General features: G+C 70.4%; 24 protein-coding genes and 2 pseudogenes. 15 read left to right on the plus strand and 11 right to left on the minus strand.

The features are described from left to right. Positions 1-137 precede the first annotated feature (137 nt). A complete protein-coding gene (locus LRS10_RS11295) occupies positions 138-536 on the plus strand; it encodes an MAPEG family protein (protein ID WP_257837339.1) in 399 nt (132 codons plus the stop codon). Here the strand turns inward: LRS10_RS11295 and cobS are convergent. Further along, on the minus strand, positions 533-1,534 hold the full coding sequence (cobS, locus tag LRS10_RS11300) for a cobaltochelatase subunit CobS (protein WP_257837340.1): 1,002 nt from the start codon (positions 1,532-1,534) through the stop codon (positions 533-535). The genes LRS10_RS11295 and cobS overlap by 4 nt on opposite strands. A 91-nt stretch (positions 1,535-1,625) precedes the next feature. Here cobS and LRS10_RS11305 point away from each other — a divergent pair, with 91 nt between their 5' ends. Then, complete coding sequence (locus LRS10_RS11305; RefSeq protein WP_257837341.1) at positions 1,626-2,498, plus strand: TauD/TfdA family dioxygenase; 873 nt, start codon at positions 1,626-1,628, stop codon at positions 2,496-2,498. A 177-nt stretch (positions 2,499-2,675) separates the two neighbouring features. Here the strand turns inward: LRS10_RS11305 and LRS10_RS11310 are convergent. Continuing rightward, a pseudogene (locus LRS10_RS11310) lies at positions 2,676-3,758 on the minus strand (MFS transporter); the annotation flags it as partial. 92 nt (positions 3,759-3,850) lie between these two features. On the opposite strand from LRS10_RS11310, the gene LRS10_RS11315 reads away from it, so the two are divergent. Together LRS10_RS11315 and LRS10_RS11320 are read left to right on the plus strand one after the other, a co-directional pair. Next, a complete protein-coding gene (locus LRS10_RS11315) occupies positions 3,851-4,993 on the plus strand; it encodes a pyridoxal phosphate-dependent aminotransferase (protein ID WP_257837342.1) in 1,143 nt (380 codons plus the stop codon). A 126-nt stretch (positions 4,994-5,119) separates the two neighbouring features. Then, a complete protein-coding gene (locus tag LRS10_RS11320; protein WP_257837343.1) occupies positions 5,120-6,619 on the plus strand; it encodes a globin-coupled sensor protein in 1,500 nt (499 codons plus the stop codon). Here the strand turns inward: LRS10_RS11320 and LRS10_RS11325 are convergent. Both LRS10_RS11325 and LRS10_RS11330 read right to left on the minus strand, forming a co-directional pair. Next, positions 6,616-8,151: an acyl-CoA synthetase gene (locus tag LRS10_RS11325; protein ID WP_257837344.1), complete on the minus strand. Its 1,536-nt coding sequence runs from the start codon at positions 8,149-8,151 to the stop codon at positions 6,616-6,618. The genes LRS10_RS11320 and LRS10_RS11325 overlap by 4 nt on opposite strands. A 101-nt stretch (positions 8,152-8,252) precedes the next feature. Continuing rightward, positions 8,253-9,113 (minus strand): MBL fold metallo-hydrolase, encoded by an 861-nt coding sequence (locus LRS10_RS11330; RefSeq protein WP_257837345.1) that lies wholly within the window; start codon positions 9,111-9,113, stop codon positions 8,253-8,255. Between the two features lie 72 nt (positions 9,114-9,185). Here LRS10_RS11330 and LRS10_RS11335 point away from each other — a divergent pair, with 72 nt between their 5' ends. Genes LRS10_RS11335 through LRS10_RS11345 form a run of 3 tightly spaced genes read left to right on the plus strand, consistent with a single transcriptional unit; the run spans position 9,186 to position 10,826 of the window. Continuing rightward, the gene (locus tag LRS10_RS11335) at positions 9,186-9,518 is read left to right on the plus strand and encodes a helix-turn-helix transcriptional regulator (protein WP_257839143.1); all 333 of its coding nucleotides are present in this window, start codon (positions 9,186-9,188) and stop codon (positions 9,516-9,518) included. Beyond that, positions 9,515-10,048, plus strand: a complete 534-nt coding sequence (locus LRS10_RS11340; RefSeq protein ID WP_257837346.1) for a rhodanese family protein — start codon at positions 9,515-9,517, stop codon at positions 10,046-10,048. The genes LRS10_RS11335 and LRS10_RS11340 overlap by 4 nt, the downstream gene beginning before the upstream one ends. Positions 10,049-10,052: 4 nt before the next feature. Beyond that, a complete protein-coding gene (locus tag LRS10_RS11345) occupies positions 10,053-10,826 on the plus strand; it encodes a sulfite exporter TauE/SafE family protein (protein ID WP_257837347.1) in 774 nt (257 codons plus the stop codon). Here LRS10_RS11345 and LRS10_RS11350 read toward each other — a convergent pair. Beyond that, a complete protein-coding gene (locus LRS10_RS11350) occupies positions 10,823-11,479 on the minus strand; it encodes a J domain-containing protein (protein ID WP_257837348.1) in 657 nt (218 codons plus the stop codon). The two genes, LRS10_RS11345 and LRS10_RS11350, sit on opposite strands and share 4 nt — an antisense overlap. Positions 11,480-11,531: 52 nt before the next feature. Between LRS10_RS11350 and LRS10_RS11355 the strand changes: the two are divergent. The 4 genes and pseudogenes from LRS10_RS11355 to LRS10_RS11370 all read left to right on the plus strand — a co-directional run bounded on the left by LRS10_RS11355 (position 11,532) and on the right by LRS10_RS11370 (position 15,573). Beyond that, a pseudogene (locus LRS10_RS11355) lies at positions 11,532-11,803 on the plus strand (BolA family protein). Between the two features lie 67 nt (positions 11,804-11,870). After that, entirely contained in the window at positions 11,871-12,368 is a 498-nt protein-coding gene (locus LRS10_RS11360; protein ID WP_257837349.1) for a 2Fe-2S iron-sulfur cluster-binding protein, read from the plus strand. After that, positions 12,365-13,312 carry a xanthine dehydrogenase family protein subunit M gene (locus LRS10_RS11365; protein ID WP_308237954.1) on the plus strand — a complete coding sequence of 316 codons (948 nt, stop codon included), beginning with the start codon at positions 12,365-12,367 and terminating at the stop codon, positions 13,310-13,312. Before LRS10_RS11360 ends, LRS10_RS11365 begins: the two co-directional genes overlap by 4 nt. Next, on the plus strand, positions 13,309-15,573 hold the full coding sequence (locus LRS10_RS11370; RefSeq protein ID WP_257837350.1) for a xanthine dehydrogenase family protein molybdopterin-binding subunit: 2,265 nt from the start codon (positions 13,309-13,311) through the stop codon (positions 15,571-15,573). The genes LRS10_RS11365 and LRS10_RS11370 overlap by 4 nt, the downstream gene beginning before the upstream one ends. Positions 15,574-15,753: 180 nt before the next feature. Here the strand turns inward: LRS10_RS11370 and LRS10_RS11375 are convergent, their stop codons facing one another. From LRS10_RS11375 to LRS10_RS11390, 4 genes are all read right to left on the minus strand, one after another. Then, entirely contained in the window at positions 15,754-16,137 is a 384-nt protein-coding gene (locus LRS10_RS11375) for a response regulator (protein ID WP_257837351.1), read from the minus strand. 203 nt (positions 16,138-16,340) lie between these two features. After that, the gene (locus tag LRS10_RS11380) at positions 16,341-17,630 is read right to left on the minus strand and encodes an HlyC/CorC family transporter (protein WP_257837352.1); all 1,290 of its coding nucleotides are present in this window, start codon (positions 17,628-17,630) and stop codon (positions 16,341-16,343) included. Then, positions 17,627-18,751 carry a 3-dehydroquinate synthase gene (gene aroB, locus LRS10_RS11385; RefSeq protein ID WP_257837353.1) on the minus strand — a complete coding sequence of 375 codons (1,125 nt, stop codon included), beginning with the start codon at positions 18,749-18,751 and terminating at the stop codon, positions 17,627-17,629. Before aroB ends, LRS10_RS11380 begins: the two co-directional genes overlap by 4 nt. Continuing rightward, positions 18,748-19,311 (minus strand): shikimate kinase, encoded by a 564-nt coding sequence (locus LRS10_RS11390; protein ID WP_257839144.1) that lies wholly within the window; start codon positions 19,309-19,311, stop codon positions 18,748-18,750. Before LRS10_RS11390 ends, aroB begins: the two co-directional genes overlap by 4 nt. Before the next feature lie 52 nt (positions 19,312-19,363). Here LRS10_RS11390 and LRS10_RS11395 point away from each other — a divergent pair, with 52 nt between their 5' ends. Further along, positions 19,364-20,557: a hypothetical protein gene (locus LRS10_RS11395; protein ID WP_257837354.1), complete on the plus strand. Its 1,194-nt coding sequence runs from the start codon at positions 19,364-19,366 to the stop codon at positions 20,555-20,557. Next, positions 20,554-21,465, plus strand: a complete 912-nt coding sequence (locus LRS10_RS11400) for a tyrosine recombinase (protein ID WP_257837355.1) — start codon at positions 20,554-20,556, stop codon at positions 21,463-21,465. Before LRS10_RS11395 ends, LRS10_RS11400 begins: the two co-directional genes overlap by 4 nt. Before the next feature lie 65 nt (positions 21,466-21,530). Here LRS10_RS11400 and LRS10_RS11405 read toward each other — a convergent pair whose 3' ends face one another. Then, positions 21,531-22,295 carry a glycine zipper 2TM domain-containing protein gene (locus LRS10_RS11405; RefSeq protein ID WP_257837356.1) on the minus strand — a complete coding sequence of 255 codons (765 nt, stop codon included), beginning with the start codon at positions 22,293-22,295 and terminating at the stop codon, positions 21,531-21,533. A gap of 187 nt (positions 22,296-22,482) precedes the next feature. Beyond that, positions 22,483-23,148 (minus strand): DUF6766 family protein, encoded by a 666-nt coding sequence (locus tag LRS10_RS11410; RefSeq protein WP_257837357.1) that lies wholly within the window; start codon positions 23,146-23,148, stop codon positions 22,483-22,485. A 105-nt stretch (positions 23,149-23,253) separates the two neighbouring features. On the opposite strand from LRS10_RS11410, the gene LRS10_RS11415 reads away from it, so the two are divergent. Further along, the gene (locus LRS10_RS11415; RefSeq protein ID WP_257837358.1) at positions 23,254-24,216 is read left to right on the plus strand and encodes an acetyl-CoA carboxylase carboxyltransferase subunit alpha; all 963 of its coding nucleotides are present in this window, start codon (positions 23,254-23,256) and stop codon (positions 24,214-24,216) included. A gap of 91 nt (positions 24,217-24,307) precedes the next feature. Further along, entirely contained in the window at positions 24,308-25,306 is a 999-nt protein-coding gene (locus LRS10_RS11420) for a nitronate monooxygenase family protein (RefSeq protein ID WP_257837359.1), read from the plus strand. Positions 25,307-25,335: the final 29 nt, after the last annotated feature.

Consider the following 25,335-nt stretch of genomic DNA (forward strand, 5'->3'; position numbering starts at 1 on the left):
GGTTCGATGAATGGCGGGAGATTACGCGCCGGCCGTCTCGGGTCCATGCATTTCACCCGCGTAACGCCGGCGTCGAATTCGGTGGACGGAAGGCGCGGTGAGGGGCGCATGATCGCGTCAGGGCAGGAGGCGCAGCGATGACTCTCGAGATGTGGATGCTGTTCGGGGCGGGAATCCTGGGCCTCGTGCACCTCAGCGCAGCCTCGTTCACCTTCAAGGCGCAGGTCGGCAACGCCTACAGCGTCGGCGCGCGGGACGAGGACCTGAGACCGACCGGCGTGGCGGGGCGGCTGGATCGCGCCCAGCGGAATTTCCTCGAGACATTCGCCATATTCGCCAGCGCCGTGCTCATGCTGCAGGCGCTCGACCGCAGCGGCTCGTGGCTCAGCGAGGCCGGCGCCGTCATCTACCTGGTCGGACGCACCGTCTTCATGCCGCTCTACGCGGCGGGCGTTCCCTGGCTCAGGACGTTATCCTGGAACCTCGCCACCCTGGGCCTCGTGATGGTGATGATTGCGGTGGTATGGCGGCCCTAGGCCACCCGCACCCGAGCGGTGCTTTCCGGCAGGTCCTGGCCGAACGCGCGCTGGTAGAACTCGGCGACGGTGCCGCGCTCCAGCTCGTCGCACTTGTTCAGGAAGGTCATCCGGAAGGCGAGGCCGATGTCGCCATCGAAGATCTCGGCGTTCTGAGCCCAGGTGATCACGGTCCGCGGGCTCATGACCGTCGAGATGTCGCCGTTCATGAAGGCGTTGCGCGTCATGTCGGCCACGCGGACCATGGCGGCGATGGTGCGCTTGCCCTCAGGCGTATCGTAGCCGGGCGCCTTGGCCAGGACGATGGCGGCTTCCACGTCGTGGCTCAGATAGTTGAGCGTGGTGACGATCGACCAGCGGTCCATCTGGCCTTGGTTGATCTGCTGGGTGCCGTGATACAGCCCCGTCGTGTCGCCGAGGCCGATGGTGTTCGTGGTCGAGAACAGCCGGAAATGCGGGTTCGGGCGGATGACGCGGTTCTGGTCCAGCAGGGTCAGCTTGCCCTGCGCTTCCAGCACGCGCTGGATCACGAACATCACGTCGGGTCGGCCGGCGTCGTATTCGTCGAACACCAGGGCGATCGGCCGCTGGATGGCCCACGGCAGGATGCCTTCGCGGAATTCGGTGACCTGCTTGCCTTCCTTCAGGACGATGGCGTCCTTGCCGACCAGGTCGATGCGGCTGACATGGCTGTCGAGGTTCACCCGGATCAGCGGCCAGTTGAGGCGGGCGGCCACCTGCTCGATGTGGGTCGACTTGCCGGTGCCGTGGTAGCCCTGGACCATCACCCGGCGGTCGTAGGCGAAGCCGGCCAGGATGGCGCGGGTCGTTTCCGGGTCGAAGCGGTAGGCTTCGTCGAGATCCGGCACGTGAGGGTCGCGTTCCGAGAACGCCGGGACCTGCATGTCGAAGTCGACGCCGAACGTCTCGCGGGCGTTCACCGTCTTGTCGGGGACCAGGGAGATCAGCTTGTCTTCGGTGGTGTCGAAAGCGGCCATGGCAGCCGATTACTCGCTTGCCCGGACGGAAGCAAACGGGTGTTTCTAAAGGCGAGCGCCGCCGTTCGAGAGCCGCGCCCGGGAGGTCGTCATGTCGGCTGAGGCCCCGCGGAACTACCGCATCATTTCCGTGACGCCGGAGCCGTCCGGCTTCGGCGCCGAGATCACCGGCGTCGACCTCTCGCGCCCGCTGGCGCCCGAGGCGCTGGCCGAGGTCAAGCGCGCCTGGGCCGACCATGCCGTGGTCGCCTTCCCCGGCCAGCCGCTGAGCCTGGAGGCCCTGGAGGCGTTCACGCTCCAGATCGGGCCGTTCGGCGAGGACCCCTTCATCAAGCCGATGCCGGGTCATCCCAACGTGCTGGAACTGCGCCGCGAGCCCGACGAGAAGGCCACGAATTTCGGCGCGGGCTGGCATTCCGACTGGAGCTTCCAGCCCGAGCCGCCGGCCGCAACGATCCTGCGGTCCGAGGTCGTCCCGCCGGTCGGCGGGGACACGCTCTTCTGCGACGGCGCCCGCGCCTACGCGGCGCTGTCGCCGACGTTCCGCACGATGCTCGAAGGCCTGCGGGCCGTGCATTCCGCGACCCGCGCCTATGGCACGAAGGGCGTCTTCGCCCGCGAGACCGAGAAGCGGACCATGGAGATCATCGTCTCGCCCGAGGCGGACAGGAGCCTGACCCATCCGCTGGTCCGCACCCATCCGGTGACCGGCCGCAAGGCGCTCTACGTCTCGCCGGTCTACACGACCGGGATCGAGGGCCTGACCGTCGAGGAGAGCCAGGCGATCCTGGGATTCCTCTTCAAGCACATGACGCAGGCCGCGTTCGTCTACCGCCACAGGTGGCGGCCCGGGATGGTGCTGATGTGGGACAACCGCTGCACTGCCCACCTCGCCGAAGGCGGCTACGACGGCCACCTCCGGGTCATGCACCGCACGACGGTTGCGGGGGAGAAGCCGGTCTAATCCTCGTGTCTGGCCCTGGTCGCCGCCAGCCCTGCAAGGCTGAGGACGCCGGCCGCCACGAGATAGAGCCCAACGGGGGGCGAGGCCGCCACGGTCCGCCAGAGCCTGGGCGGCCATCGGCGCCATCCCGCCGCCGATGATGCCGCCGACGTTGAAGGCGATCGAGGCGCCCGAGTAGCGGACGCGCGGCGGGAAGAGGCTGGGCAGATAGGCGCCGAGCGGACCGTACACGAAGCCCATGGTGAACAGCGCCAGCGACAGCCACAGCCAGATCAGCGCCAGCGAGCCTGACCCCATCATGCCCCCCATCGAGGCGCCGACGGCGACGGTCGCGACGCAGCCGGCGATCAGGACCCGGCGGGTGCTGGATTTGTCGGACCACCAGCCGGCGATGACGATGCCGAGCGCAAGGAAGAGGATGGCTCCCAGCTGGACGCCCAGGAACGCCTCGCGGCCGTAGCCGAGCGTCGAGACGCCGTATCCGAGGGCGAAAGCGGTCGCGAGATAGAAGATGGCGAAGCAGGCCACGACGGCGAAGGTGCCCCCGACGAGCGCCCCGGGGTGGCGTCGCACCACCTCGGCCATCGGAACGTGCGCGGGCGGCGCCTCGGCCAGCGCCTTCTGGAAGGCCGGCGTTTCGGTGAGCTTCAGGCGGATCCAGAGGCCCAGGATCACCAGCACCGCGCTGAACAGGAACGGCAGCCGCCAACCCCAGGCGCGGAAATCGTCGGCGTCGAGGAACAGGCCGAGCAGGAGGAACAGGCCGTTGGCGGCGATGAAGCCCACCGGCGCCCCAAGCTGCGGGAACATGCCGAAGCGGGCCCGCCAGCCGGGCGGCGCGTTCTCCACGGCCAGCAGGGCGGCCCCGCCCCATTCCCCGCCGAGACCGAAGCCCTGACCGAAGCGCAGCAGGCACAGCAGCGCCGGCGCGATCCACCCGGCCACCGCATAGCTGGGCAGGAAGGCGATCAGCAGGGTGGAGACGCCCATCGTCAGCAGCGAGGCGACCAGCGTCGACTTGCGGCCGATGCGGTCGCCGAAGTGGCCGAAGAAGGCCGCGCCCACAGGCCGGGCGAAGAACGCCACGGCGAAGGTGGCGTAGCTGCTCATCAGCTGGGCCGAGGGCGAGGCGGCCGGAAAGAAGAGGTGCGGGAACACAAGCGCCGCCGCCGTCGCGTAGATGTAGAAGTCGTAGAACTCCACCGCCGTGCCCACGAGGCTCGCGGTGAGGACGCGGCGCGTCGAGTTGCTGGCCGTCACGATCTGCTCCCCCTGTTGTCCCGGCTTCGCGCCCCCTGCGCGAGAGGTCAAGCCGCATGGCCTGACGAGCCGCTTCCGGCTAGTTGAGGGTCATGAGCGACGTCGAACCCTTCTACGCCATCTCCATCAGCGGTCTGGCCCAGAAGCTGAAGGCCGAGGGCCGCTCCATTATCCACATGGAGTTCGGCCAGCCGTCCACGGGCGCACCGAGAGCGGCCATCGAGCGGGCGCACGCTATCCTCGACGAGGAGGCGATGGGTTACTGGGAAAGCGCGCCGCTGAAGGCGCGCATCTGCCGCCACTACGCCGAAACCTATGGCGTCGGCGTGGAGCCTTCCCAGATCACGCTCACCTGCGGCGCCTCGCCCGCCCTGGTGCTGGCGCTGTCGGCGACCTTCAGGCCCGGAGACGTCATCGCGATGGCGCGGCCGGGGTACGTCGCCTATCGGAACACCGTGCGGGCGCTGCGGATGACGGCGCTGGAGATCCCCTGCGGAGCCGATACGCGCTTCCAGCTGACCGCCGAGCAGTTGGCGGCGATCCAGCCGGCTCCGGCCGGGGTCATCATCGCCAGCCCCGCCAATCCGACCGGCACGGTGATCCCCGGCGACGAACTGGAGGCTATCGCGCACGTGTGCCGCGAGCGCGGCATCCGCATCGTATCGGACGAGATCTACCACGGGCTCAGCTACGCCGAGCCGACGCGCTCGATGCTGGAGTTCGAGCCGACGGCGATCATCGTCAACAGCTTCTCCAAGTACTTCAGCATGGCCGGCTGGCGGCTGGGCTGGCTGGTCGTGCCGAAGGCCGAGGCCTCTCGCGCCGTGGCCTACATGGGCGCGCTGTTCCTGACCGCGCCGGCGCTCGCCCAGCACGCCGGCCTCGTGGCCATGGACTGCCGCGACGAGCTGGAGGGGCACGTCGCCACCTACCGCCGCAACCGCGAGCTGCTGCTGGCGGCGCTGCCGGAGCTCGGCCTGGGGGAGATCGCGCCGCCGGACGGCGCCTTCTACATCTGGGCCGACGTGGGCCAGCTCACCGACGACAGCCTGGGCTTCTGCAAAGAGCTCCTGCAGGACACTGGCGTCGCCACGGCGCCCGGCATCGACTTCGACCCTGTCGAGGGACGTCACTTCATCCGCATGAGCTTCGCGGTCTCGACGCCCGAGATCGAGGAGGCGATCCGCCGGATGGTCCCCTGGTTCGCGGCCAGGCGCGCGTCGGCGGCCGCGTAGGCGCGCCGCCTCACACCGGCGGGGCGCGCGGCGAAGCGCCGCACCTCGTCCGAAACGATCGCAACTCGGCCTTAACGGGCGCGGCGCCTTGTCGGCGGATATCGCATCCCCGGAGTGAGTAGGTCAGTGAGCGACAAGTACGCGGTCCGCCAGAGGCTTGAGTTCATCGGGTTGGACAACGATGCGCGGGCGGCCTTGGCCCGCCTGAAGCCGTTCCTGGCCGACGCCGTCGGCCCGGCCCTGGACGGGTTCTACGGGAAGGTTCGCGCGACGCCCGAGGTGCGCCAGTTCTTCCGCGACGACGCCCACATCGCTGTGGCGCAGGGCGCTCAGTCGACCCATTGGACGCGCATCGCGGACGCCACCTTCGACGACGCTTACGTGCGCGGCGTGCGGACCATCGGCGAGACCCACGCCCGCATTGGTCTCGAGCCTCGCTGGTACATCGGCGGTTACGCTTTGATCCTGGAACGCCTGCTCCAGGACCTGATCGAGACGCGCTGGGCGAAGCGCGGGCTGCTGAGCGGCCGAAAGGGCGGCGAAGACGTCGGCCACGAGGCCGGAGTCCTGGCCAAGGCTGTGCTGATGGACATGGACTTCGCGATCTCGATCTACCTGGAGGCTCTCGAGGCCAAGCGCGAGCAGCTCGAGGCGGAGCGCCAGGACGCCGAGCGGCGGCAATCGGAGCTGGTGGCCGCGCTCGCGGACGCGCTGGCCCGGGTGTCGGCCGGCGACCTTCGGGCGCGGATGGAGGTGGCGGTGGCGCCGGAGTTCGACGCCCTGAAGCGTGATTTCAACACCGCCATCGCAACGCTGGAGCAGGCGATCGGCGCCGCGTCGGCGGCTTCGGACGAGGTCACCAAGGGCGTGGGCGAGATCGGCCTGGCCGCCGACCAGCTCTCGCGCCGCACCGAGCAGCAGGCGGCAAGCCTCGAGCAAACGGCCGCAGCGCTCGAAGAGATCACCGTCGCCGTGCGCCGTAGCGCCGAGGGCGCTCAGGAGGCCACGCGCTTCGTTGCCGCCGCCAAGGCCGATGCGGACGCCTCCGCCGAGGTGGTGCGTCAGGCCGTCGGAGCGATGGACGAGATCGCCGGATCCTCTCGCCGGATCTCCGAGATCCTTGGGGTCATCGACGAGATCGCCTTCCAGACCAACCTCCTCGCGCTGAACGCGGGGGTCGAGGCCGCCCGGGCCGGCGACGCGGGCAAGGGATTCGCTGTCGTGGCCTCGGAAGTGCGGGCGCTGGCCCAGCGCTCGGCCGACGCCGCCAAGGAGATCGAGGCGCTCATCGGCGCCTCGACCCGTCAGGTGCAGACCGGCGTCCAACTGGTCGGCAAGACCGGCGAGGCGCTGTCGGCGATCGTCCAGCGGATCGGCGCCATTGACACCATCGTCGGAGAGTCGGCCGCCTCGGCCCAGGAGCAGGCCCGCGGACTGGGCGAGGTGAATATCGCCGTCAGCCAGCTGGATCAGATCACCCAGCAGAACGCTGCGATGGTGGAGGAGACCAGCGCCGCGACCCAGTCGCTCAGCGACCAGGCGGCCGGCCTCGCCGAGCGCATGGGCGGCTTCCGGGTGAGCGGGGCTCAGGCCGCGACCGAACGGCGGTTGAGGGCGGTGGCCTAGATCCGCCGCTCCAGCCCCGCCCAGAACGGCTCGCGCAGCTTGCGTTTGAAGATCTTGCCGGAGTCCTCGCGAGGCAGGTCCGAGGCGAAGTCGACCTGCTTGGGGACCTTGTAGCCGGCGACGCGGGCCCGCAGGTAGGCTTTCACACCGGCCTCGTCGAGGTTGAAGCCGGGCTGCGGCTGGACAACGGCGTAGACGCCCTCGCCGAATTCCTCGTCGGGGATCCCGAACACGGCGCAGTCGGCGACGCCGGGCATCTTCAGGAGCTCGGCCTCGATCTCGGCGGGATAGATGTTCACCCCGCCCGAGATGATCATGTCCTTGGCCCGATCGCACAGGTAGAGGAAGCCATCCTTGTCGAAGGAGCCGATGTCGCCGGGCGCGATCAGGCCGGCCTTCTCGCTGGCCCGACGCTTGGCGTCGTCGCCATGGTAGGTGAAGTCGGCCATGCCGCGGATGCGGGCCACGACCTCGCCTACCTCCCCGGTGGGAAGGCTCTCGCCATCGGCGCCGATCACGCGCACGTCGGCCTCTGGCCAGGCCCGGCCGACCGTGCCCGGGTGCGCCAGCCACTCCTCGGAGGTGCAGAAGGTGACCGCCGAAACCTCGGTCGAGCCGTAGTACTCGTTGATGACCGGTCCCCACCATTCGATCATCGCGCGCTTGATCGGCGGCGGGCAGGGCGCCGCGGCATGGACCACGAACTTCAGGGACGACAGGTCGTAGCGGGCCTTCACCTCGTCCGGCAGTTTCAGCAGCCTGTGGAACATGATGGGCACCATGTGCAGGTGCGTGACGCGCTCGCGCTCGATGAGCTGCAGCAGGTCTTCCGGCTCGAACCGCGGCTGCAGGATGACGGTCGCGCCAAGGCGGGCCGCCGCCAGGCCGTAGGCGTTGGGGGCGGAGTGGTACATCGGCCCGGTCACGACGGTGACGATGTCCTGCGGTTCGCCGAAGCCCATGAAGCCGAACGCCCGGCCGATGATCGCGCCGGTGACCATGGCCTGTTCCGCTGTCGGCGGCGCTCGCCGCACGCCCTTGGGATGGCCGGTGGTGCCGGAGGTGTAGATCACGGAGCCGGGCGCCGCCGCGTCGTCCGCCGCCAACGGTGCGAATCCTTCGAGCCAGGCGCTCCAGTCGGTCATGCCCGGCGGCGTAGCGGCGGCGTCCATGCCGTAGGCCGCGGCGATCTCGGGCGGCGTGGCGACGACCAGCACCGGCACGCCTGGCGGCAAGGCTTCGCGGATCCCCGCGATGAGGTCGGCGTGGATGACGATGGCCCGGGCGCCGGAGTTCTCGAACAGATACCGCGCTTCGTCCGGCGTGTAGTGCCAGTTCACGGGCGTCGGATAGGCGCCGACGAGGCCCGCGGCGAAGCTCGCCTCGAAGAAGGGGAAGTCGTTGCGCAGGTAGAGCGCCACCAGGTCGCCGGGGCCGATGCCCAGGCTCGCCAAGCCAGCGGCGGCGCGCGCGGCCCGCTCGGAAACCGTGGCCAGGGAAAGCCGTCGCGATCCGCTGATCAGATCTCCCATCGCATCCTCCGTCGGCGCTCCAAGGCCCCCCCGGGGCGCTCTGCGGCGCCTCCGGATGAGACCTTAGCCGAGCCCTGGCGAGCCGCCAGCCTGCCGCCGCGTCAGGCCTGGGTGACCGGCAGCCGCAGATAGACGTGGCCGCTGGGCGTGGGCGGCGGAAGGGCGCCGGCCCGGATGTTCACCTGCAGGGACGGCAGGATCAGGGTGGGCGCGGCCAGGGACGCGTCGCGCGCCTGCCGCATGGAGACGAATTCGGCCTCGTCGATCCCCTCGTGGACGTGGACGTTGCGCGCCCGCTCCTCGGCCACCGTGGTCTCCCAGCGATAGTCCTGGCGACCGGACGGCAGATAGTCGTGACCGACGAAGACGCGGGTCTCGGGCGGCAGCGCCAGGATCTTCTGGATCGACCGGTAGAGGGTCGCGGCGTCGCCGCCGGGGAAGTCCGCGCGGGCGGTGCCGTAGTCGGGCATGAAGAGCGTGTCGCCGACAAAGGCGGCGTCGCCGATCAGGTAGGTCACGCAGGCCGGTGTGTGGCCGGGCGTGTGCAGCACCGAGAGGGTGAGCTCGCCCAGGGGCAGCGTCTCGCCCTCGTCCATCAGGACGTCGAACACCCGGCCGTCGTCGCTGACGTCGTCGGCCTCGAAAACGGGGATGAAGGTCTTCTGCACCTCGCGGATGTGCGCGCCGATCACGACCTTCGCGCCGGTCGCCTTCCGGATGTAGTCGGCGGCGGAAAGGTGGTCGGCATGGGCATGGGTCTCGAGCACGTAGACCAGGTGCAGCCCCTGGTCGCGAACGGCCGCCAGCACCTGGTCTGCGGAAGCGGTCGAGAGCTTGGCGGCCTTGGGCTCGAAATCGAGGACCGGGTCGATCACCGCGGCCGCGCGGGTCTGCGGGTCCCAGATCAGATGGGTGGCGGTGAAGGTCGCGGGATCGAAGAAGGTCTGAATGGTGGGACGCATCGGCAAGCCTCCTGCTTGTAGTGGGTATATATGAGCACTTGCTAATTTAGCAATATCGCATATATGACCGGCATGTTCGATCTCACCCGTTTCGACATCACCCGGTTCGAGGCCAGCGCCGCGGACGCCGCGAGGCTTCTGCGGGCGCTCGCCAACGAGCGGCGGCTGATGATCCTGTGCCAGCTCGTCGACCGCGAACACTCAGTCGGCGAGCTGCAGCCCCTCGTGGGCCTGTCGCAATCCGCGCTCTCTCAGCACCTCGCGGTGCTGCGCGAGGACGGCGTCGTGGCGACCCGCCGCGAAGGGCAGACCATCTGGTACCGGATCGCCGATCCCGCCGCCCTCAAGGTGGTGGCGACGCTGGCCGAGATCTTCTGTCCCCCGGAGATGAAGGCGAAACCATGAGCGCCACCCTGATTTCCCTCAAACCACAGGACGTCGCCGCCCGCCTGAAGGGCGGCGGCGCGGTCCTCGTCGACATCCGCGAGGCGGACGAGTTCGCCCGCCGCCACGTGAAGGGCGCGCTGTCGCGGCCGCTGTCGGACTTCGAAGCCGCGCACCTGACGATCGAGCCCGGCCGCGACGTGGTGTTCACCTGCCGCTCGGGCATGCGCACAGCGGCCAACTGCGACCGCCTCGCCGCACGCGTGGACGGCCCGGCCTACGTCCTGGAGGGCGGCGTCGACGGCTGGGCCCGGGCGGGCCTGCCCCTCCAGGAGGATCGCAAGGCGCCGCTTGAGATCATGCGGCAGGTCCAGATCGCCGCCGGCTCACTGGTCCTGCTGGGCGTGATCCTGGGCTTCTCGGTCCATCCGGCGTTCTTCGGCCTCTCGGCCTTCGTGGGCGCGGGGCTGGCCTTCGCCGGCGCCACCGGCTTCTGCGGCATGGCCCGCCTGCTGGCGCTGGCGCCCTGGAACCGGCCGCGGACGGCGTAAGCCCATGGACCCGCTCGCCGGACTGTTGGCCGTGCTCAGCGGTGCGCTCGTCGGCCTCCTGCTCACGGTCTTCGGCGGCGGCGGCTCCGTGCTGGCCACGCCGCTGCTGATCTATCTGGTGGGCGTGCGCGATCCGCACGTGGCCATCGGCACCTCGGCCGCGGCGGTCGCCGTCAACGCGCTGATGGGCCTTTCGGCCCAGGCGCGGGCCGGCCGCGTGAAGTGGCCGTGCGCGATCACCTTCGGCCTTGCGGGCCTCGCCGGCTCGCTGACCGGGGCGCATCTCGCCAAGCAGATGGACGGCCAGGCCCTGCTGGCGTGGTTCGCCCTGGCGATGGCGCTGGTCGGCGGCTCGATGCTGCTGCCCAAGCGGGGCGAGGGCGATCCGGCGGTGCGGCTCAATCCCCGGCTCGTCGCGCGGCTGGCCCCGGCGGGGCTGGTCACGGGGCTCGCCGCCGGCTTCTTCGGCATCGGCGGCGGCTTCCTGATCGTGCCGGGCCTGATGGCCGCCACAGGCATGACCCTGGCCCACGCGGCCGCGTCGTCCCTGGTGTCGGTGACCCTGTTCGGCGCTGCGACGAGCGCCAGCTACGCCGCGTCGGGCCTGGTGAACTGGCCGGTGTTCGCCGCCCTGGTGGCCGGCGGCGGGGCGGGCGCCCTGGCCGGCGCCCCGATCGCGCGCCGCCTCGTTTCGCGCGCCGAGGTGGCGCGGCGCATCTTCGCCCTGATGGTGATCACCACCGCCGCCTATGTCGCCTGGCGAGCCCTGGGGGCCTAGACCATGCCGGCCTTGCGCAGCGCCTGGTAGGCTTTGATCACGCGCTGCAGCTTCTGCTCGCCCGACCGGTCGCCATGGTTGGCGTCGGGGTGCAGGCGCCGGACCAGCTCGGTGTAGCGGGCGCGGATCTTGGCGCCGTCGGCGCTCTCCTCCAGGTCGAGGTCGGCCAGCGCATTGCGCTCGATCTTGCCGAGGTGGCGGCCTTCGGGCTCCGGCGTCCGGCCGTGCCGGGCGTGGCCGCCGAACAGCTCATGATAGTCCTTGAAGCCGCCTTTTCCGGCCTGGAACTTGTGGGTGAAGGAGGCCGCCTCGCGCGACATCCGGCCCGCCTTCATCTCCCAGGTCGGGCGGCCGCCGGTCTTGAGCTCGTCCTCCTGCCGGCGGCGGATCTCCTCCTCGGACAGGCCGGCGAAGAAGTTCCAGTTGCGATTGTACTCGGCCGCGTGCGGTTGGCAGAACCAGTAGTGCTCGTTGAGCATCTCCCGCGACTTGGGCGCGCGCGCCGTCGCCGCCTGGCGGCAGCCGGGATGGTCGCACGCCCGCTCCCCGGGCTTCAGCGCGTGCACGTCCTCGCTCCGCCGATCCTCCTCCTTGGAGGGCGGGCGAACGCGGATGTCGACGAACTTGGGCTTGTATTGAAACGCGCCGGGCATGGGCCAAGTATGGGGGCCAAACACATCCCTTCAAGAATTGAACCGCAGGCTGATGGGCGCCATAATCGAGGCCATCCGAAACAAGCTGACCGCCGCGTTCGAGCCCACCCGGCTCGAGGTCGAGGACGACTCTGCGCGCCACCATGGCCACGCCGGAGCGCGTCCGGGGGCGAGAGCCACTTCAACGTGACCATCGTATCGGCGGCCTTCGCCGGGACGTCGCGGGTGGCCCGCCAGCGGCTGGTCCACCAGGCGCTGCGCGACGAACTCGCGGGTCCCGTGCATGCCCTCTCCGTGAAGGCTCTGGCGCCCGGCGAGGGATAGGCGCCACACTGGCCCTCAAGAGCCGCCGCCGAGGACAACGGGCGTGGGGCCAGGCCAGGAGGGGCGCTTGCGGACCACCATCACCGTCAATGGCGAGGCGCGAACCCACGATCTCGACCCGCGCACGACGCTGCTCGACTACCTGCGCGAAACGCTTCGGCTGACCGGCGCCAAGAAGGGCTGCGACCACGGCCAGTGCGGCGCCTGCACGGTGCTGGTGAACGGCCTGCGCATCAACGCGTGCCTCTCGCTGGCCGTGGCTCATGACGGCGATGAGGTGGTGAGCATCGAGGGGCTCGGGACCCCCGACGCGCTGCACCCGATGCAGCAGGCCTTCCTGAAGCACGACGCCTTACAGTGCGGCTACTGCACGCCCGGACAGATCTGTTCGGCCGTCGCCATGCTGGAAGAGGTGGCCGCCGGCTGGCCCAGCCAGGAGACGGCTGACCTGACCGCCCCCGTCCTCCTCACGCCGGACGAACTGCGCGAACGGATGAGCGGGAACATCTGCCGCTGTTCGGCCTATCCGCAGATCGTCGCCGCGATCGCCGAGGCCGCCGGATGAGGCCCTTCACCTACGAGCGTGCGGCCTCGGCAGACGAGGCGGTCAAGGCCGCGGCCGCGACGCCCGGCGCGCGCTTCATCGCCGGCGGCACCAACCTGCTGGACCTGATGAAGCTGGACATCGAGCGGCCGCAGCACCTGATCGACGTCGCCCGGCTGCCGCTCGGCGCCATCGAACCGGCGGGCGGGGGGCTGCGCATCGGCGGCATGGCCACCAACAGCCAGGTGGCGGCCGATCCGCAGGTGCGGCGGCGCTATCCGGTCCTGGCCCAGGCGATCCTCTCCGGAGGCTCGCCACAGCTGCGCAACAAGGCCAGCGTCGCAGGCAACCTGCTGCAGCGCACCCGCTGCGCCTACTTCTACGACACCTCCAAGCCCTGCAATAAGCGGGCGCCGGGCTCGGGATGCGGGGCGCTGGAGGGCCTGAACCGCAACGCGGCCATCCTCGGCCAGAGCCACGCCTGCATCGCGACCCATCCGTCGGACATGGCGGTCGCCCTGGTCGCCCTCGAGGCCGAGGTGGAGACGCTGACGCCGTCGGGGGAGGCGCGGCGCTTTCCGCTGGCCGAGCTGCATCGGTTGCCCGGCGAGACGCCCCACGTCGAGACCCACCTGATCCCGGGCGAGCTGATCACGGCGGTGGTGCTGCCGCCGCCGCCGGCGGGCGGGCAGGCGTACCGAAAGGCGCGGGACCGGGCCTCCTACGCCGGCGGGCTCGCCAGCGTGGCCGTGGCCGGCGCCCGGCTGGCGCTGGGCATGGTCGCGCACAAGCCCTGGCGCGCGACCCAGGTCGAACAGGCTCTGGCCGCGGGGGCGACGCCCGCCGAGGCGATCGGGGAGGAGCTCAAGGACGCGGCCACCGCCGGACGCAACGACTTCAAGGTGACGCTGACGGCCCGGTTGGCCATGGCCGCCCTGGCGCAGGCCGAAGGAGACGCGGCATGAGCTCGGTGCGTGACTGGGAAGCCTCCAACCCGATCAAGGAGGGGCGGCAGGGCGTTTTCGGCAAGCCGGTGGACCGTTACGAAGGACCGCTCAAGGTCACGGGCGCGGCCCCCTACGCCTACGAGGTCGAGCCGCCGTCGCCCGCCGCCTATGGCGTGATGATCGGCGCCGAGATCGCGTGCGGCCGGATCGTCGCCGCAGACATCGCCGAGGCGCAGGCGCAACCCGGCGTGCGGCTCGTCTGGACCCATGCCAACGCCCCGGCCCAGGCCCCCAAAGGTACGCGCAAGCATCCCCGCAGCACCTCGCCGTCGCGGCCGGCGCTGGAGGACAACCGCGTCGCCTACTTCGGCCAGCCGGTAGCCTTCGTCGTCGCCGACACCCTCGAGCAGGCGGTGGGCGCCTCCCACCTTGTGCGGCTGAGCTACGCCGAAGAGCCCCAGAATTCCGACTTCCACGCCAGCCTCGCGGAGGCGGTCGATCCCCCGGGCGAGGAGGATGTCGAGATCGGCGATTTCGACGCCGGTCTTGCCGCTTCGGCGGTGAAGCTGGACGAGACCTGGACCACGCCGATCCAGAACCACGTCCAGATGGAGCCCTGCGCCACGACGGCCTGGTGGGATGGCGAGACGTGCGTCGTCCACACCTCGGTCCAGATGGTGAAGCCGGCGCAGCATGGCCTGGCCGAGACCCTGGGCATCGACCGCGACGCGGTGCGGCTGCTGACCCGCTACATCGGCGGCGGCTTCGGCGGCAAGGGCCAAACATATGACGACCTGACGCTGGCGGCGCTGGCAGCGCGGGAGCTGCGCCAGCCGGTGAAGGTGGCCTTCACCCGGCGCCAGATGATGCACGGCACGATCCACCGACCGGCCACGGTGCAGCGGGTCCGGCTGGGCGCCGATCGCGACGGACGGCTCAACGCCATGTCGATCGTGACCTGGACCCACTGCCACCGCGACGGACAGTTCACCGAACACGCCTCCAATTTCGCGCGCAGCCTCTATGCGGCGCCGAACCGGCTGACCGGCCATCGGCTGGTGAAGCTGGACCTGCCCGGGGCGGGTCCGATGCGGGCGCCAGGCGAGGCCTCGGGCACGCTCAGCCTGGAGTGCGCCATGGACGAGCTGGCCGAGCAGCTCGGCCTCGATCCCATCGAACTCCGGATCCGCAACGAACCGGAAGCCGACCCCGAGACGGGCAAGCCGTTCTCCATGCGCCAGCTGGTGCGCTGCATGACCGAGGGCGCCCAGCAGTTCGGCTGGGACCGGCGCAATCCCAAGCCCGGCCAGGTCCGCGACGGCCGGTGGCTGGTCGGCCTCGGCATGGCCGCGGCGATCCGCGGAAACTTCCTGCTGCCGGCCAAGTGCAGCTTCTCGGTGGACGTGGACGGCATCGTTACGGTGCGCCAGGGGATGACCGACATCGGCACCGGCACCTACACCGTACTGGCCCAGATCGCCGCCGAAACGCTCGGCGTGCCGCTGGAGAAGGTGCGGGTGGAGATCGGCGATTCCGAACTGCCGCCGGCGCCCGGCTCAGGCGGTCAGTTCGGGGCCGCCACGGCTGGCTCGGCGGCGCTCGACGCGGGCATGAACCTGCGCAAGGCCTTGGCGGAGCTGGCGGTCAACGACCCGGCCTCGCCCCTGCACGGTGCGGCGGTCGAGGCGGTGGCCTTCCATGATGGCCTCATCGCCGTGGAGAACCGGTCGGAGACGCTGGTCGATCTCGTCCGCAGGTCCGCGCCCCAGGGCCTGGCCGCCGAAGGCGAGATCCGGCCCGCCGCCGACGCACGGAACTGGAGCCAGCACACCTACGGCGCCCATTTCTGCGAGGTGGGGGTCGATCCGGTCACCGGCGAGACTCGCGTGCGGCGCATGCTGGGCGTCTTCGCCGCCGGCCGGATCGTCAACGCCAAGACGGCAAGAAGCCAACTGACCGGCGGCATGATCTGGGGCGTGGCCTCGGCCATCCACGAGGGCAATGCGGTCGATGCGCGCTACGGCTCCCTGATCAACCAGGACCTCGCCCAGTACATGGTCACCGTCCAGGCGGACCTCGGCGAGCTGGACGCCGTGATGCTCGACGAGGTCGACGACAAGGCCAATCCGCTCGGCATCAAGGGCGTGGGCGAGCTCGGGAATTCCGGCGCCGGCGCGGCCGTGGCCAACGCCATCTACAACGCATGCGGGGTGCGGGTGCGCGACTATCCGATCACGCCCGACAAGCTGCTGCCGGGGCTGATCCGCGCGGGCTTCTGAACCGGCAGATCGCCTCTATGCCGACTCGGCTGGCGCAAGGCCAAGCTCGTACCTATCTCCAGACCTCGAGTTGGAGACGGGACGTGAAGATATTGTTGTCGGTCGCCGCGCTGGTCGGGTCCGTGACCTTGCTGGTCCAGGACCTGACGGTCCGCGCGTTCGGCTACCTCTAGGCCGGACCTAGGCCCGCGCGGCGGCCGCCCGCAGTTCACCCAGCACGCGGGCCAGATCGCCTTCCCGGAACGGCTTCTGCAGCACCGGCGTGCCGCGGTCCGCGTCGCGCAGGCCCGCATCCCCATATCCGGTAGCGAAGGCGAACGGCGCCCCACGCTCGCGCAGGAGGTCGGCGAGCGGGAAGATCGGCTGGCCGCCGAGGTTCACGTCGAGAACGGCGCAGTCCAGGTCGACCGTACGCGCAAGCTCGATAGCCTCGTCCAGCCGCGAGGCCGGCCCCACCACCGTGCAGCCGAGATCGGCCAGCATGTCCTCGATCAGCATCGAGACCATCATCTCGTCCTCGACCACGAGGACCTTCAGGCCTTCCAGGCCCGGCGTATCGGTCATACCTACGGCTCCTGCCCCCGGGCGCCCGGGTGTCGTCGTGCATCGCTAAGCACATGCCGGAGCGCTTGAACAGCACCTGAACGCCCGTCCCGCGGATTGACAGGCATCCCGCGCCGGACCCTCCATCCGCGCACCCCTTCACGGCCAACGGCGAAGGTAACGGCAAGCTTCACAGTGGGTTCCCGGTTCGGCGAACGCAGAAACTAGTCGAGGCTTTCGTCGGGCTCCGGGGGCGAGATCGTCAGCAGGGTGAGCTGGTTGCCGCGCCGCTCCGCGACGCGGAAGCGGTGCCGATGGAAGGCGAAGGTTTCACCCACTTCCGGGATGCGCTGGCTTTCGTTGATCAGCAGGCCCGCGACCGTCACGGCCTCGTCGTCGGGCAGTTGCCAGTTCAGGGCGCGGTTGAGGTCGCGGATGGTGACCGAACCCTCGACCGAGACCCAGCCGTCCGCCTGCGGCGTCACGCCGGGCGCGACGACGTCGTGCTCGTCCTCGATCTCGCCGACGATCTCCTCGAGGATGTCCTCGAGCGTCACCAGGCCTTCCAGCGCGCCGTACTCGTCCACCACGAGCGCGAAGTGGTTCTGCCGCTTCAGGAAGGCGGCCAGCTGGTCCTTCAGGCTCGTGGTCTCGGGAATGAACCAGGGCGCGCGCAGGATGCTCGGCACGTCGATGCGGTCGATGTCGCCGTCGGCCTTGGCGATGGCCTGCAGCAGGTCCTTGACGTGCAGCACGCCGACGACGTTCTCCGGCTCCTCGCGGTAGATCGGGATGCGCGTGTGGCCGCTGTCGAGCGCCTCGGCCAGGATCTCGCGCGGGGCCATGTCGCCGTCGATCATCACGATAGAGCGGCGGTGGACCATCACCTCGCCCACGTCCATCTCGGCCAGGTCCAGGACGCCGCCCAGCATCCAGCGGTCGCGGGTCTCCACCAGGCCTTCGGAGTGGTGGTACTCCACGGCGCCGCGGATTTCCTCGTGGGCTGCGAGCACGTCGGTCCCGGCGTCCAGCTTGATGCCGAACGGCTTGAGCGTCCGGCGCACCACCCACTGGGCCCCATCCGCCAGCGGCCCGAAGATCTTCACGAGCCAGTACGTCGGGATCGACAGCGTGCGCGCGGTGTCGTCCGCCCGGGCGATGGCGATCGTCTTCGGCATGATCTCCGCGAAGATCACTACCAGCACGGTCATCACGGCCGTGGCGATCGCCGCGCCCAGCCAGCCGGGGAAGGCGGCGCCCAGCACCTGGGTCGTCACGACGGAGGCGAAGATGTTCATGACGTTGTTGGCGAGCAGGATCGCCCCGATCATCGTCTCCTGGTTGCCGATCAGTCGGTTGACCCGCCGGGCCGCCGGGTCGCCGTCGCGCTCCAGCTGGTGCATCCGCCCACGGCTGGCCGCCGTCATCGAGGTTTCGGCGGCCGAGATCAGCGCCGACATGCTGAGCAGGACGAGCAGGGTCGGCGCCAGCGCCGCGAGGATGGCCCAGATCAAGCTGCCGCTCCTTCGCCCACCAGGAACCGGCGCACGGCGCCGGCGTCGACGTCCTTGGCCACGAAGGCGTCGCCGACCGCCCGGGCGAGGATGAAGGTGAGGCGACCGCCCTCGGCCTTCTTGTCCTGGCTCATGTGCGCGACCAGCCGATCGGCGGCGAAGGGGTGGCCGGGGACCTCGGCCAGAGTCACGGGCAGGCCCGCGGCCCCGACGCCGCGCACCGCGCGCTCCGCCTCCTGGCCGCCGCACAGGCCTTGCATGGCCGAGAAGCGGAAGGCGAGCGCCATGCCCGCGCCGACCGCCTCGCCGTGCAGCAGGGCCTCGCCATAGCCGGTCTCCGCCTCCAGGGCGTGGGCGAAGGTATGGCCCAGGTTCAGGAGCGCCCGCCGGCCCTGCTCGCGTTCATCCTCGGCCACGATCTCGGCCTTCATCTCGACGGAACGCGCGACGGCTCTCTTCAGCGCGGCCGGCTCCCGCGCCAGCACGGCGGCGGCGTTGACCTCCAGCCATTCGAAGAAGTCCCGGTCGCCCAGGAGGCCGTACTTGATCACCTCCGCGTAGCCTGCCCGCATCTCCCGGTCGGGCAGGGTGGCCAGCACCGAGAGATCGGCGAGCACCAGCTTCGGCTGGTGGAACGCGCCCACCAGGTTCTTGCCCCGCGGCGTGTCGATGGCGGTCTTGCCGCCCACGGAGGAGTCGACCTGCGCCAGCAGCGTCGTCGGGATCTGCACGAAGTCGATGCCGCGCTTGTAGATGGCCGCCGCGAAGCCCGCGAGATCGCCCACCACGCCGCCGCCGAAAGCGGTGACCAGGTCGCCGCGATCCAGCTCCAGAGCCAGCAGGCGGTCGGACACGTCGGCCAGCCCTTCGAAGCTCTTGGTCTGCTCGCCCGGCGGTACGATGACCGGATGGACCTCGACGCCAGACCTGCGGAGGGCGGCCGTGAGGCGCTCCCCGTGCAGGCTCCAGACCGTCTCGTCACTGACCACCGCGGTGCGGCCGCGCTTCAGCAACGGCCGCATATGCTCGCCTGCGGCGTCCAGCAGGCCCTCGCCGACCCGGACCTCGTAGGCCCGCGTGTCGAGACCGACGGGGATGTTCAGGGCTGCGGTCGCAGTCACGCGGCGGGCTCTTGGAAGTGGTCGGACAGCGCGCGGATGACCTGGTCGACGGTCACATGGTGGGCGACGTCGCCGGTCTCCACCGTCAGGTCGGCTTCGGCATAGGCGGGGTAACGGGCGTCGGCCTGCGCCTTCAGCACCTCCAGCGGGTCCTTGCCGATCAGCAGTGGGCGCGTGTCCTTGCGTCCGACCCGGCGCGCCAGGGTTTCCAGGTCGGTCTTCAGCCAGACCGACACCGCCTTCGACTTGATGAGCGCGCGCGTCTCGGGGTTCATGAATGCGCCGCCGCCAGTGGCCAGCACGTGCGGCGGCTGGTCCAGGAGGCGCGAGATCACCCGCCGCTCGCCATCGCGGAAGGCGGCTTCGCCGAGTTGCGCGAAGATGTCCGGGATCGAACGGCCGGCGGCGGCCTCCACCTCCGTGTCGGCGTCCCGGAAGGGCAGCGACAGCGCACTGGCCAGCCGGCGTCCGACGCTGGACTTGCCTACGCCCATGAGGCCCACGAGGGCGATGGTGCGGTGGCGGAGCGGTTCGTAACGGTCCATGGACGGCGGAGCCATACACGAGCGCGCGCCCTCGCGCCAATCCAAGGCCGCATGTAGGCTGTCGGTCATGTCGCGTTCGCCCTTCTTCATCGCATCCCTCGCCGCCGGCGCGCTGTTCGCCGGCCAGGTCCTCGCCCAGCCGGTGCAGGTGGCCCCGCTGGCCGCGCCCGACGCGTTCTCGACGCCCGGGCGCACGACGGGCCTGCCCGCAGACCTCTGGCGGGGCGCCTCGGCCGAGACGGTGGCCAGGGTCCTGCCTCTGCTGGCCACCAAGCCGCTGTCGCCGGCGGCGGCCCAGCTCGCCCGTCGGGTGCTGGCCACCGGCGCTGCAGGGCCGTCCGGCATCGGCGGCGATCCCGCCCTGATCGGTTTGCGCGCCAACGCCTTGATCGCACTGGGCGACCCGCAGGCGGCCGCGGCCATCCTGGCGCGGGCGCCGGGGCTCGAGCGCAGCGCCGAGCTTTCCCAGGCCGCCGCCGAGAGCGCGCTGCTGGCCGGCGACGACGCCCGCGCCTGCGCCATCGCCGAGCGGCTGGGCGCGGGACGGGGGCAGATCTACTGGCTTCGCCTGCGCGCCTACTGCCAGGTGCTGGCCGGGGAGAAGGGCGCCGCCCAGCTCACCTTCGAGCTCGCCCAGACCCAGGCGCGGGACGCCGTCTATGGCCGGTTGATGACCGCCAAGCTCACCGGCGCTGCGGCCGGTGCGGCGTCGCTGCGCAATGGCCTCGACTACGCGCTCTCCCGCAGCCTTGGCCTCGACATCTCGGCGGCCAAGCCCGCTCCCGCGGTCGCGGCGGCGGTCTCCCCCGAGGAACGGGCCTGGAGCGTTCCCGAACCGGACCCCAGCGCACACGGCTTCATGGCCGCGGCGGACCAGACGCCGGGTCCGGCGATGTGGACCATGACTCTGATCCGCGGCGCCGCCACCGGCCAGGGCAAGGACCGCGGGCGGTATGAAGGCGCGGCCCTGCTGATGGCGGCGCTCTCGCCCGACCTGGGGGTCAGCGAGAACGGCGACCTGGCCGGTTTCTCGACGCCGGCCGGGAAGGCTCCGGCCGGACGCGCGCTGGCCCTGACGCGCGCGGTGGCGGCCAGGGCAGCCGGCGAGACCGCCCTGCTCGCGCTCTGGACGGCCACTGAGGCCGGCGCCGGCGGCGTGGCCCTCGGCGACCGCGTCCAGATCGTGCATGCGCTGCGCCAGGTCGGGCTGACCGACGAAGCCCACGCGTTCGCGGCCGAAGGCCTCGCCGGGCTGAAATGAGCAAGGGCGCGGCGTGGGCCGAGGCCTTCCTCGAGATGATGGCCGTGGAGCGCGCCGCGGCGAAGAACACGCTTACCGCCTATCAGCGCGATCTCGCCGACGCCGCCGGGTTCCTCGCCTCTCGGGGGTGCGATCTGTCCAACGCCGCCGCCGAGGACGTGGAGGCCTACTTCCTGGACCTGGGCGTCCGGGGCCTGTCGGCGGCGACGGCGGCGCGCCGCCGTGCGGCGGTGCGGCAGTTCTACCGGTTCGTCCTGGGCGAAGGCTGGCGCGACGATGATCCCTCGCGTCGCGTCGAAGCCCCGAAGCAGGGCCGCAAGCTGCCCAAGGTGCTGACGCGCGGGGAGATGGACCGGCTGATCGCCGCCGCGTCCGAGCGGGACGGGACCCAGGGCCTGCGGCTCGCCTGTATGGTCGAGCTGGCCTACGCCTCGGGCTTGCGGATCTCGGAGCTGACCGGCCTCACGCTCGCCGCCTTGGCGCGCGACCCCGCCTATCTGATCGTCAAGGGCAAGGGCGGCAAGGAGCGGCTGGCGCCTCTCAACGCGGCCGCCCGCGCGGCGGTCAAGGCGTATCTCGAAGTCCGGCCGACCTTCCTGCCCAAGGGCGATGCGGCCAACCCCTGGCTCTTTCCCTCCCGCGGCAAGGGGGCCCGGCTGACGCCCCGCCGGTTCGCCCAGCTGCTCGACGAGGCGGCGGCCGACGCCGGCATCGACCCGGCCCGCGTCAGCCCCCACGTCCTGCGCCACGCCTTCGCCACCCACCTCTTGGAAGGCGGCGCCGACCTGCGGGTGGTGCAGAAGCTCCTGGGCCACGCCGACGTGGCGACGACCCAGATCTACACCCACGTGGCGCAGGACCGCCTGACCGAGGTGGTCCACAGCAAGCATCCGCTGGCCAAGAAGTAAGCCGCAAGCCCTCGAAAAAAGGGCCGCCCTCGCGGGCGGCCCTTCGAAGTCAGATGAGGCTCTGCTTAGCCGGTGATCCGGTAGCGACCGTCGCCGTCCGGGCAGACGCGGACATAGCGATAATCGTTGCCGTAGCTATCGACCGGGGCCGGAGCCAGGCGGCAGCGCTGGCGGGTGTAGTAGCTGCTGTCGTACTGGCCGTAGCGGTACGAGCGGCTCTCACGATAGGGCACGGTGTCGTTGTACGTGAAATACGGACCGCGGCTGTCGCACTTGTACTTGTCGTTGGCGTTGCCGACGGCTGCGCCGAGGCCGCCGCCCACCACCGCGCCGAGCACGGCGCCTTCCGTGCGGGCGTTACGGGCCGCCACGTTAGAACCGAGCACGCCGCCCACGATCGCGCCCAGCACGCCGGCCGTCACCGTCGAGTTGTTGTTGCAGCGCACGTTGGTCGAGGCGTTCGAGCCGTAGTAGCCGGCGGAGGGGGCGCTGTAGCCCGCGTACGGACCGCTACGGTTCCAATAGGCGTCGTCCCAGATCGGGCGGGCGTAGCGGCGCTCGTAGGAGCCGTAGCCGTAGCGGGCGTCATAGCGGGCGCGGGCGCGTTCCCAGTCGGCGAGGCGCCGCTCGTAGTCGCGCCGGGCTTGCTGATAGTCGGCCCGGGCTTCCTGATAGGCCTCACGGCTGTTCTGATACTGATACCGTTGGGCTTCGTATTCACGCTGCGCCCGCTGGTAGTCGTCCGTCGGGCGATAGTACTGGGCGTAGGCGGGGGCGGCAGTCGCCAGCGCGAGCGCCGAGGCCATCCCGATCTTCACAATATTGTTCATAGCCAATAGCTCCGTTTCTCCTCGTGGCGCGGGGTGCTGTGTCAGGGCAGGATCCGCGCGATCTAGGAAGACGCGCCGGTCTGCCTCCGGCCCCCGAAACGGATGCAGGCCTGGCTCGACCTCGGGCCTACAAACGATCAACGGTTATCCGGGTTGCACCCGATCTCCCGCCGCAGGTCTCTGGACGTCAGGCCGAGCCCGTCTGCGCATGCGGCGCGGCGACCGGCTTGCTCTCGGGCGAGCCCCTCTGGCGCAGGAAGATGGCCAGAACCACGAGGACGGCGGTCGAGAGGAACTCGCTCTGCCAGTTCTGGAAGCTCTCGAACCAGAACTGCGGGCTGTGCAGGTGCTCGAGAACGCCGGGCGGCGGCTGGCCGTGCATGGCGGCCTCCTCGCCGGCCAGGCGGGCGCTGTTCCTCAGGTGCAGGGCGAACGAGACCACGAACAGCAGGGCCATCGCCAGCCCCAGCGACTGACCATAAAGGCCGCGGACGAAGCCGCCCGCCCGGACCGGCCAGGGCGCATCCGGCGCCTTGGCGTCGAGGGCGGGGTCGCGATCCTGCGGCGCCGGCTCATCGGGATCCTTCGATTCCGGCGATCCCCGCTGGAACAGGAAGGCGGTCAGCGTGACATAGGTCCACATCTGCAGGAACTCGCTCTCCCAGTTCTCGAACAAGGTGGAGAGGAACTGGGGCGAGTGCAGGAACTGGAGAAGCCCGACGACCGGCAGGTGATGGTCCAGACGCTCCTGGTTCTCGACGCCGAGCCCGGTGAACACGTGACCGATCAGGCTGATCAAGAACAGCGCCAGCAAAGCCAGCGTCAGGCCGTTGTCGCGCAGCAGCGTCTTCATGCCTGCTCAAGGCTGCAACCACGGCCCCGGTTCCCCGCTTGTTAGGCCGGCGGTTCGCGCCTAGTTTCCGCCGCCTCTGGACGACCGCAAGGAAGCCTCTGCCGCATGGCCGCGCACTATCTCGAGTTCGAGCGCCCGATCGCCGACCTCGAAGCCAAGATCGAGGAACTCTCGCGCCTCTCCGAGACCGCGGCGGCGGGCTCGCTGGACGACGAGATCGAGGCGCTGCGGGCGCGCGCCCAGGACATGCGCCGCGAGGCCTATGCGAACCTGGACGCCTGGCAGAAGACGCAGGTCGCGCGCCATCCCGAGCGGCCGCATTTCGTCGACTACGTCGGCGCGCTGATCGATGACTTCGAGGAGCTGCGCGGCGACCGCACCTTCGCGGACGATCAGGCGGTGATGGGCGGCCTGGGCCGCTTCCGCGGAACGCCCGTGGTGGTGATGGGCCACGAGAAGGGCCGCGACACCGTCGGCCGGGTGAAACACAACTTCGGCTACGCGCGGCCCGAGGGCTACCGCAAGGCGATCCGGCTGATGGAGCTGGCCGAGCGGTTCAATCTGCCGGTGGTCAGCTTCGTCGACACGGCCGGCGCCTATCCGGGCGTGGCCTCGGAGGAGCGCGGCGTCGCCGAGGCCATCGCGCGCTCGACCGAGAAGTGCCTGATGCTGCAGACGCCCAACGTCGCCGTGATCACCGGCGAGGGCGGCTCGGGCGGCGCCATCGCCATCGCCGCCTGCAGCAAGGTGCTGATCCTGGAGCACGCCATCTATTCGGTGATCGCGCCGGAAGGGGCCAATTCGATCCTGTGGCGCGGCGCGCGCACCGCCGGCGAGGCCGCCAAGGCCATGAAGATCACCGCCCAGGATCTGGAGCGGATGAAGATCGTCGACCGCATCATCCCGGAGCCCGCGGGCGGGGCCCACTCCGATCCCGAGGCGGCCATGCAGGCCGTGGGCGATGCGGTGGAGGACGAGCTGAAGGCGCTGCTCCAGCTGGACGCCGCGACGCTGAAGGCCCAGCGCGCCGAGCGCTTCTACGCCATCGGCCGAAGCGGCCTGCAGTAACGCGCGGGACGGCCCGGCCGGAAAGCCGGGTTGCCTGACGTGACGTCCGGGGCTTCAGTGTCGGCCAAACAGATGTTTGGAGGCACGTCCCATGGCGCTGAAGACGCGGTTCACCGAGACCTTCGGGATCGAGCATCCCATCGTGCAGGGCGGCATGCAGTGGGTCGGTCGCGCCGAGCTCGTCGCCGCGGTGGCCAACGCGGGCGGCCTGGGCTTCATCACCGCCCTGACCCAGCCCACCCCCGACGACCTGCGGCGCGAGATCGACCGCTGCCGCAAGCTGACCGACAAGCCGTTCGGCGTGAACCTGACCATCCTGCCGGCGATCACGCCGCCACCTTACGCCGAGTACCGCCAGGCGATCATCGACGGCGGGGTGAAGATCGTCGAGACGGCCGGCTACAAGCCGCAGGAGCACGTCGACCACTTCAAGGAGCACGGGATCAAGGTGATCCATAAGTGCACCGCGGTGCGCCATGCCTTGTCGGCCGAGCGGATGGGCGTCGACGCCATCTCCATCGATGGCCTCGAATGCGCCGGCCACCCGGGCGAGGACGATGTCGGCGGCCTGATCCTGATCCCGGCGGCGGCCGACAAGGTCAAGATCCCGATGATCGCCTCGGGCGGGTTCGGCGACGCCCGCGGCCTGGTGGCGGCCCTGGCCCTGGGCGCGGACGGCGTGAACATGGGCACCCGCTTCATGTGCACGGTCGAGAGCCCGATCCATCAGAAGGTGAAGGAGCAGATCGTCGCCAACGACGAGCGGCAGACCAACCTGATCTTCCGCACCATGCACAACACCGCCCGGGTGGCGAAGAACGCCGTCTCGGACGAGGTGGTGGCCATCGAGCGCCGTGGCGGCGCCAAGTTCGAGGACGTGAAGGAGCTGGTGGCCGGCGCCCGCGGTCGCCTCGTCTACGAGGAGGGCGACCCCGACTACGGCATCTGGTCCGCTGGCCAGGTCCAGGGCCTCATCCACGACATCCCGACCTGCGCCGAGCTGATCGGCCGCATGGTGCGCGAGGCCGAGGAGATCATCCAGGGCCGCCTCGCCGGGATGGTGGGCCAAAGGGTGCTGCAGCCGGCCTGACCAGCGGGCTCATCGGCAAAAACAAGAAG

Origin of the sequence: Phenylobacterium sp. J426 (assembly GCF_024699945.1) — a bacterium.
Lineage (GTDB): Bacteria > Pseudomonadota > Alphaproteobacteria > Caulobacterales > Caulobacteraceae > Phenylobacterium.

Excerpts from the sequence above, each read along its gene's own strand:
- LRS10_RS11420 (WP_257837359.1), top strand. The coding sequence starts at position 24,308 with ATGGCGCTGAAGACGCGGTTCACCGAGACCTTCGGGATCGAGCATCCC.
- LRS10_RS11370 (WP_257837350.1), top strand. The coding sequence starts at position 13,309 with ATGAGCTCGGTGCGTGACTGGGAAGCCTCCAACCCGATCAAGGAGGGG.
- LRS10_RS11315 (WP_257837342.1), top strand. The coding sequence starts at position 3,851 with ATGAGCGACGTCGAACCCTTCTACGCCATCTCCATCAGCGGTCTGGCC.
- LRS10_RS11325 (WP_257837344.1), bottom strand. The coding sequence starts at position 8,151 with ATGGGAGATCTGATCAGCGGATCGCGACGGCTTTCCCTGGCCACGGTT.
- LRS10_RS11395 (WP_257837354.1), top strand. The coding sequence starts at position 19,364 with ATGTCGCGTTCGCCCTTCTTCATCGCATCCCTCGCCGCCGGCGCGCTG.
- LRS10_RS11415 (WP_257837358.1), top strand. The coding sequence starts at position 23,254 with ATGGCCGCGCACTATCTCGAGTTCGAGCGCCCGATCGCCGACCTCGAA.
- LRS10_RS11390 (WP_257839144.1), bottom strand. The coding sequence starts at position 19,311 with ATGGCTCCGCCGTCCATGGACCGTTACGAACCGCTCCGCCACCGCACC.
- LRS10_RS11365 (WP_308237954.1), top strand. The coding sequence starts at position 12,365 with ATGAGGCCCTTCACCTACGAGCGTGCGGCCTCGGCAGACGAGGCGGTC.
- LRS10_RS11405 (WP_257837356.1), bottom strand. The coding sequence starts at position 22,295 with ATGAACAATATTGTGAAGATCGGGATGGCCTCGGCGCTCGCGCTGGCG.
- LRS10_RS11330 (WP_257837345.1), bottom strand. The coding sequence starts at position 9,113 with ATGCGTCCCACCATTCAGACCTTCTTCGATCCCGCGACCTTCACCGCC.
- LRS10_RS11340 (WP_257837346.1), top strand. The coding sequence starts at position 9,515 with ATGAGCGCCACCCTGATTTCCCTCAAACCACAGGACGTCGCCGCCCGC.
- LRS10_RS11305 (WP_257837341.1), top strand. The coding sequence starts at position 1,626 with ATGTCGGCTGAGGCCCCGCGGAACTACCGCATCATTTCCGTGACGCCG.
- LRS10_RS11375 (WP_257837351.1), bottom strand. The coding sequence starts at position 16,137 with ATGACCGATACGCCGGGCCTGGAAGGCCTGAAGGTCCTCGTGGTCGAG.
- LRS10_RS11410 (WP_257837357.1), bottom strand. The coding sequence starts at position 23,148 with ATGAAGACGCTGCTGCGCGACAACGGCCTGACGCTGGCTTTGCTGGCG.
- LRS10_RS11295 (WP_257837339.1), top strand. The coding sequence starts at position 138 with ATGACTCTCGAGATGTGGATGCTGTTCGGGGCGGGAATCCTGGGCCTC.
- LRS10_RS11350 (WP_257837348.1), bottom strand. The coding sequence starts at position 11,479 with ATGCCCGGCGCGTTTCAATACAAGCCCAAGTTCGTCGACATCCGCGTT.
- LRS10_RS11400 (WP_257837355.1), top strand. The coding sequence starts at position 20,554 with ATGAGCAAGGGCGCGGCGTGGGCCGAGGCCTTCCTCGAGATGATGGCC.
- LRS10_RS11335 (WP_257839143.1), top strand. The coding sequence starts at position 9,186 with ATGTTCGATCTCACCCGTTTCGACATCACCCGGTTCGAGGCCAGCGCC.
- cobS (WP_257837340.1), bottom strand. The coding sequence starts at position 1,534 with ATGGCCGCTTTCGACACCACCGAAGACAAGCTGATCTCCCTGGTCCCC.
- LRS10_RS11345 (WP_257837347.1), top strand. The coding sequence starts at position 10,053 with ATGGACCCGCTCGCCGGACTGTTGGCCGTGCTCAGCGGTGCGCTCGTC.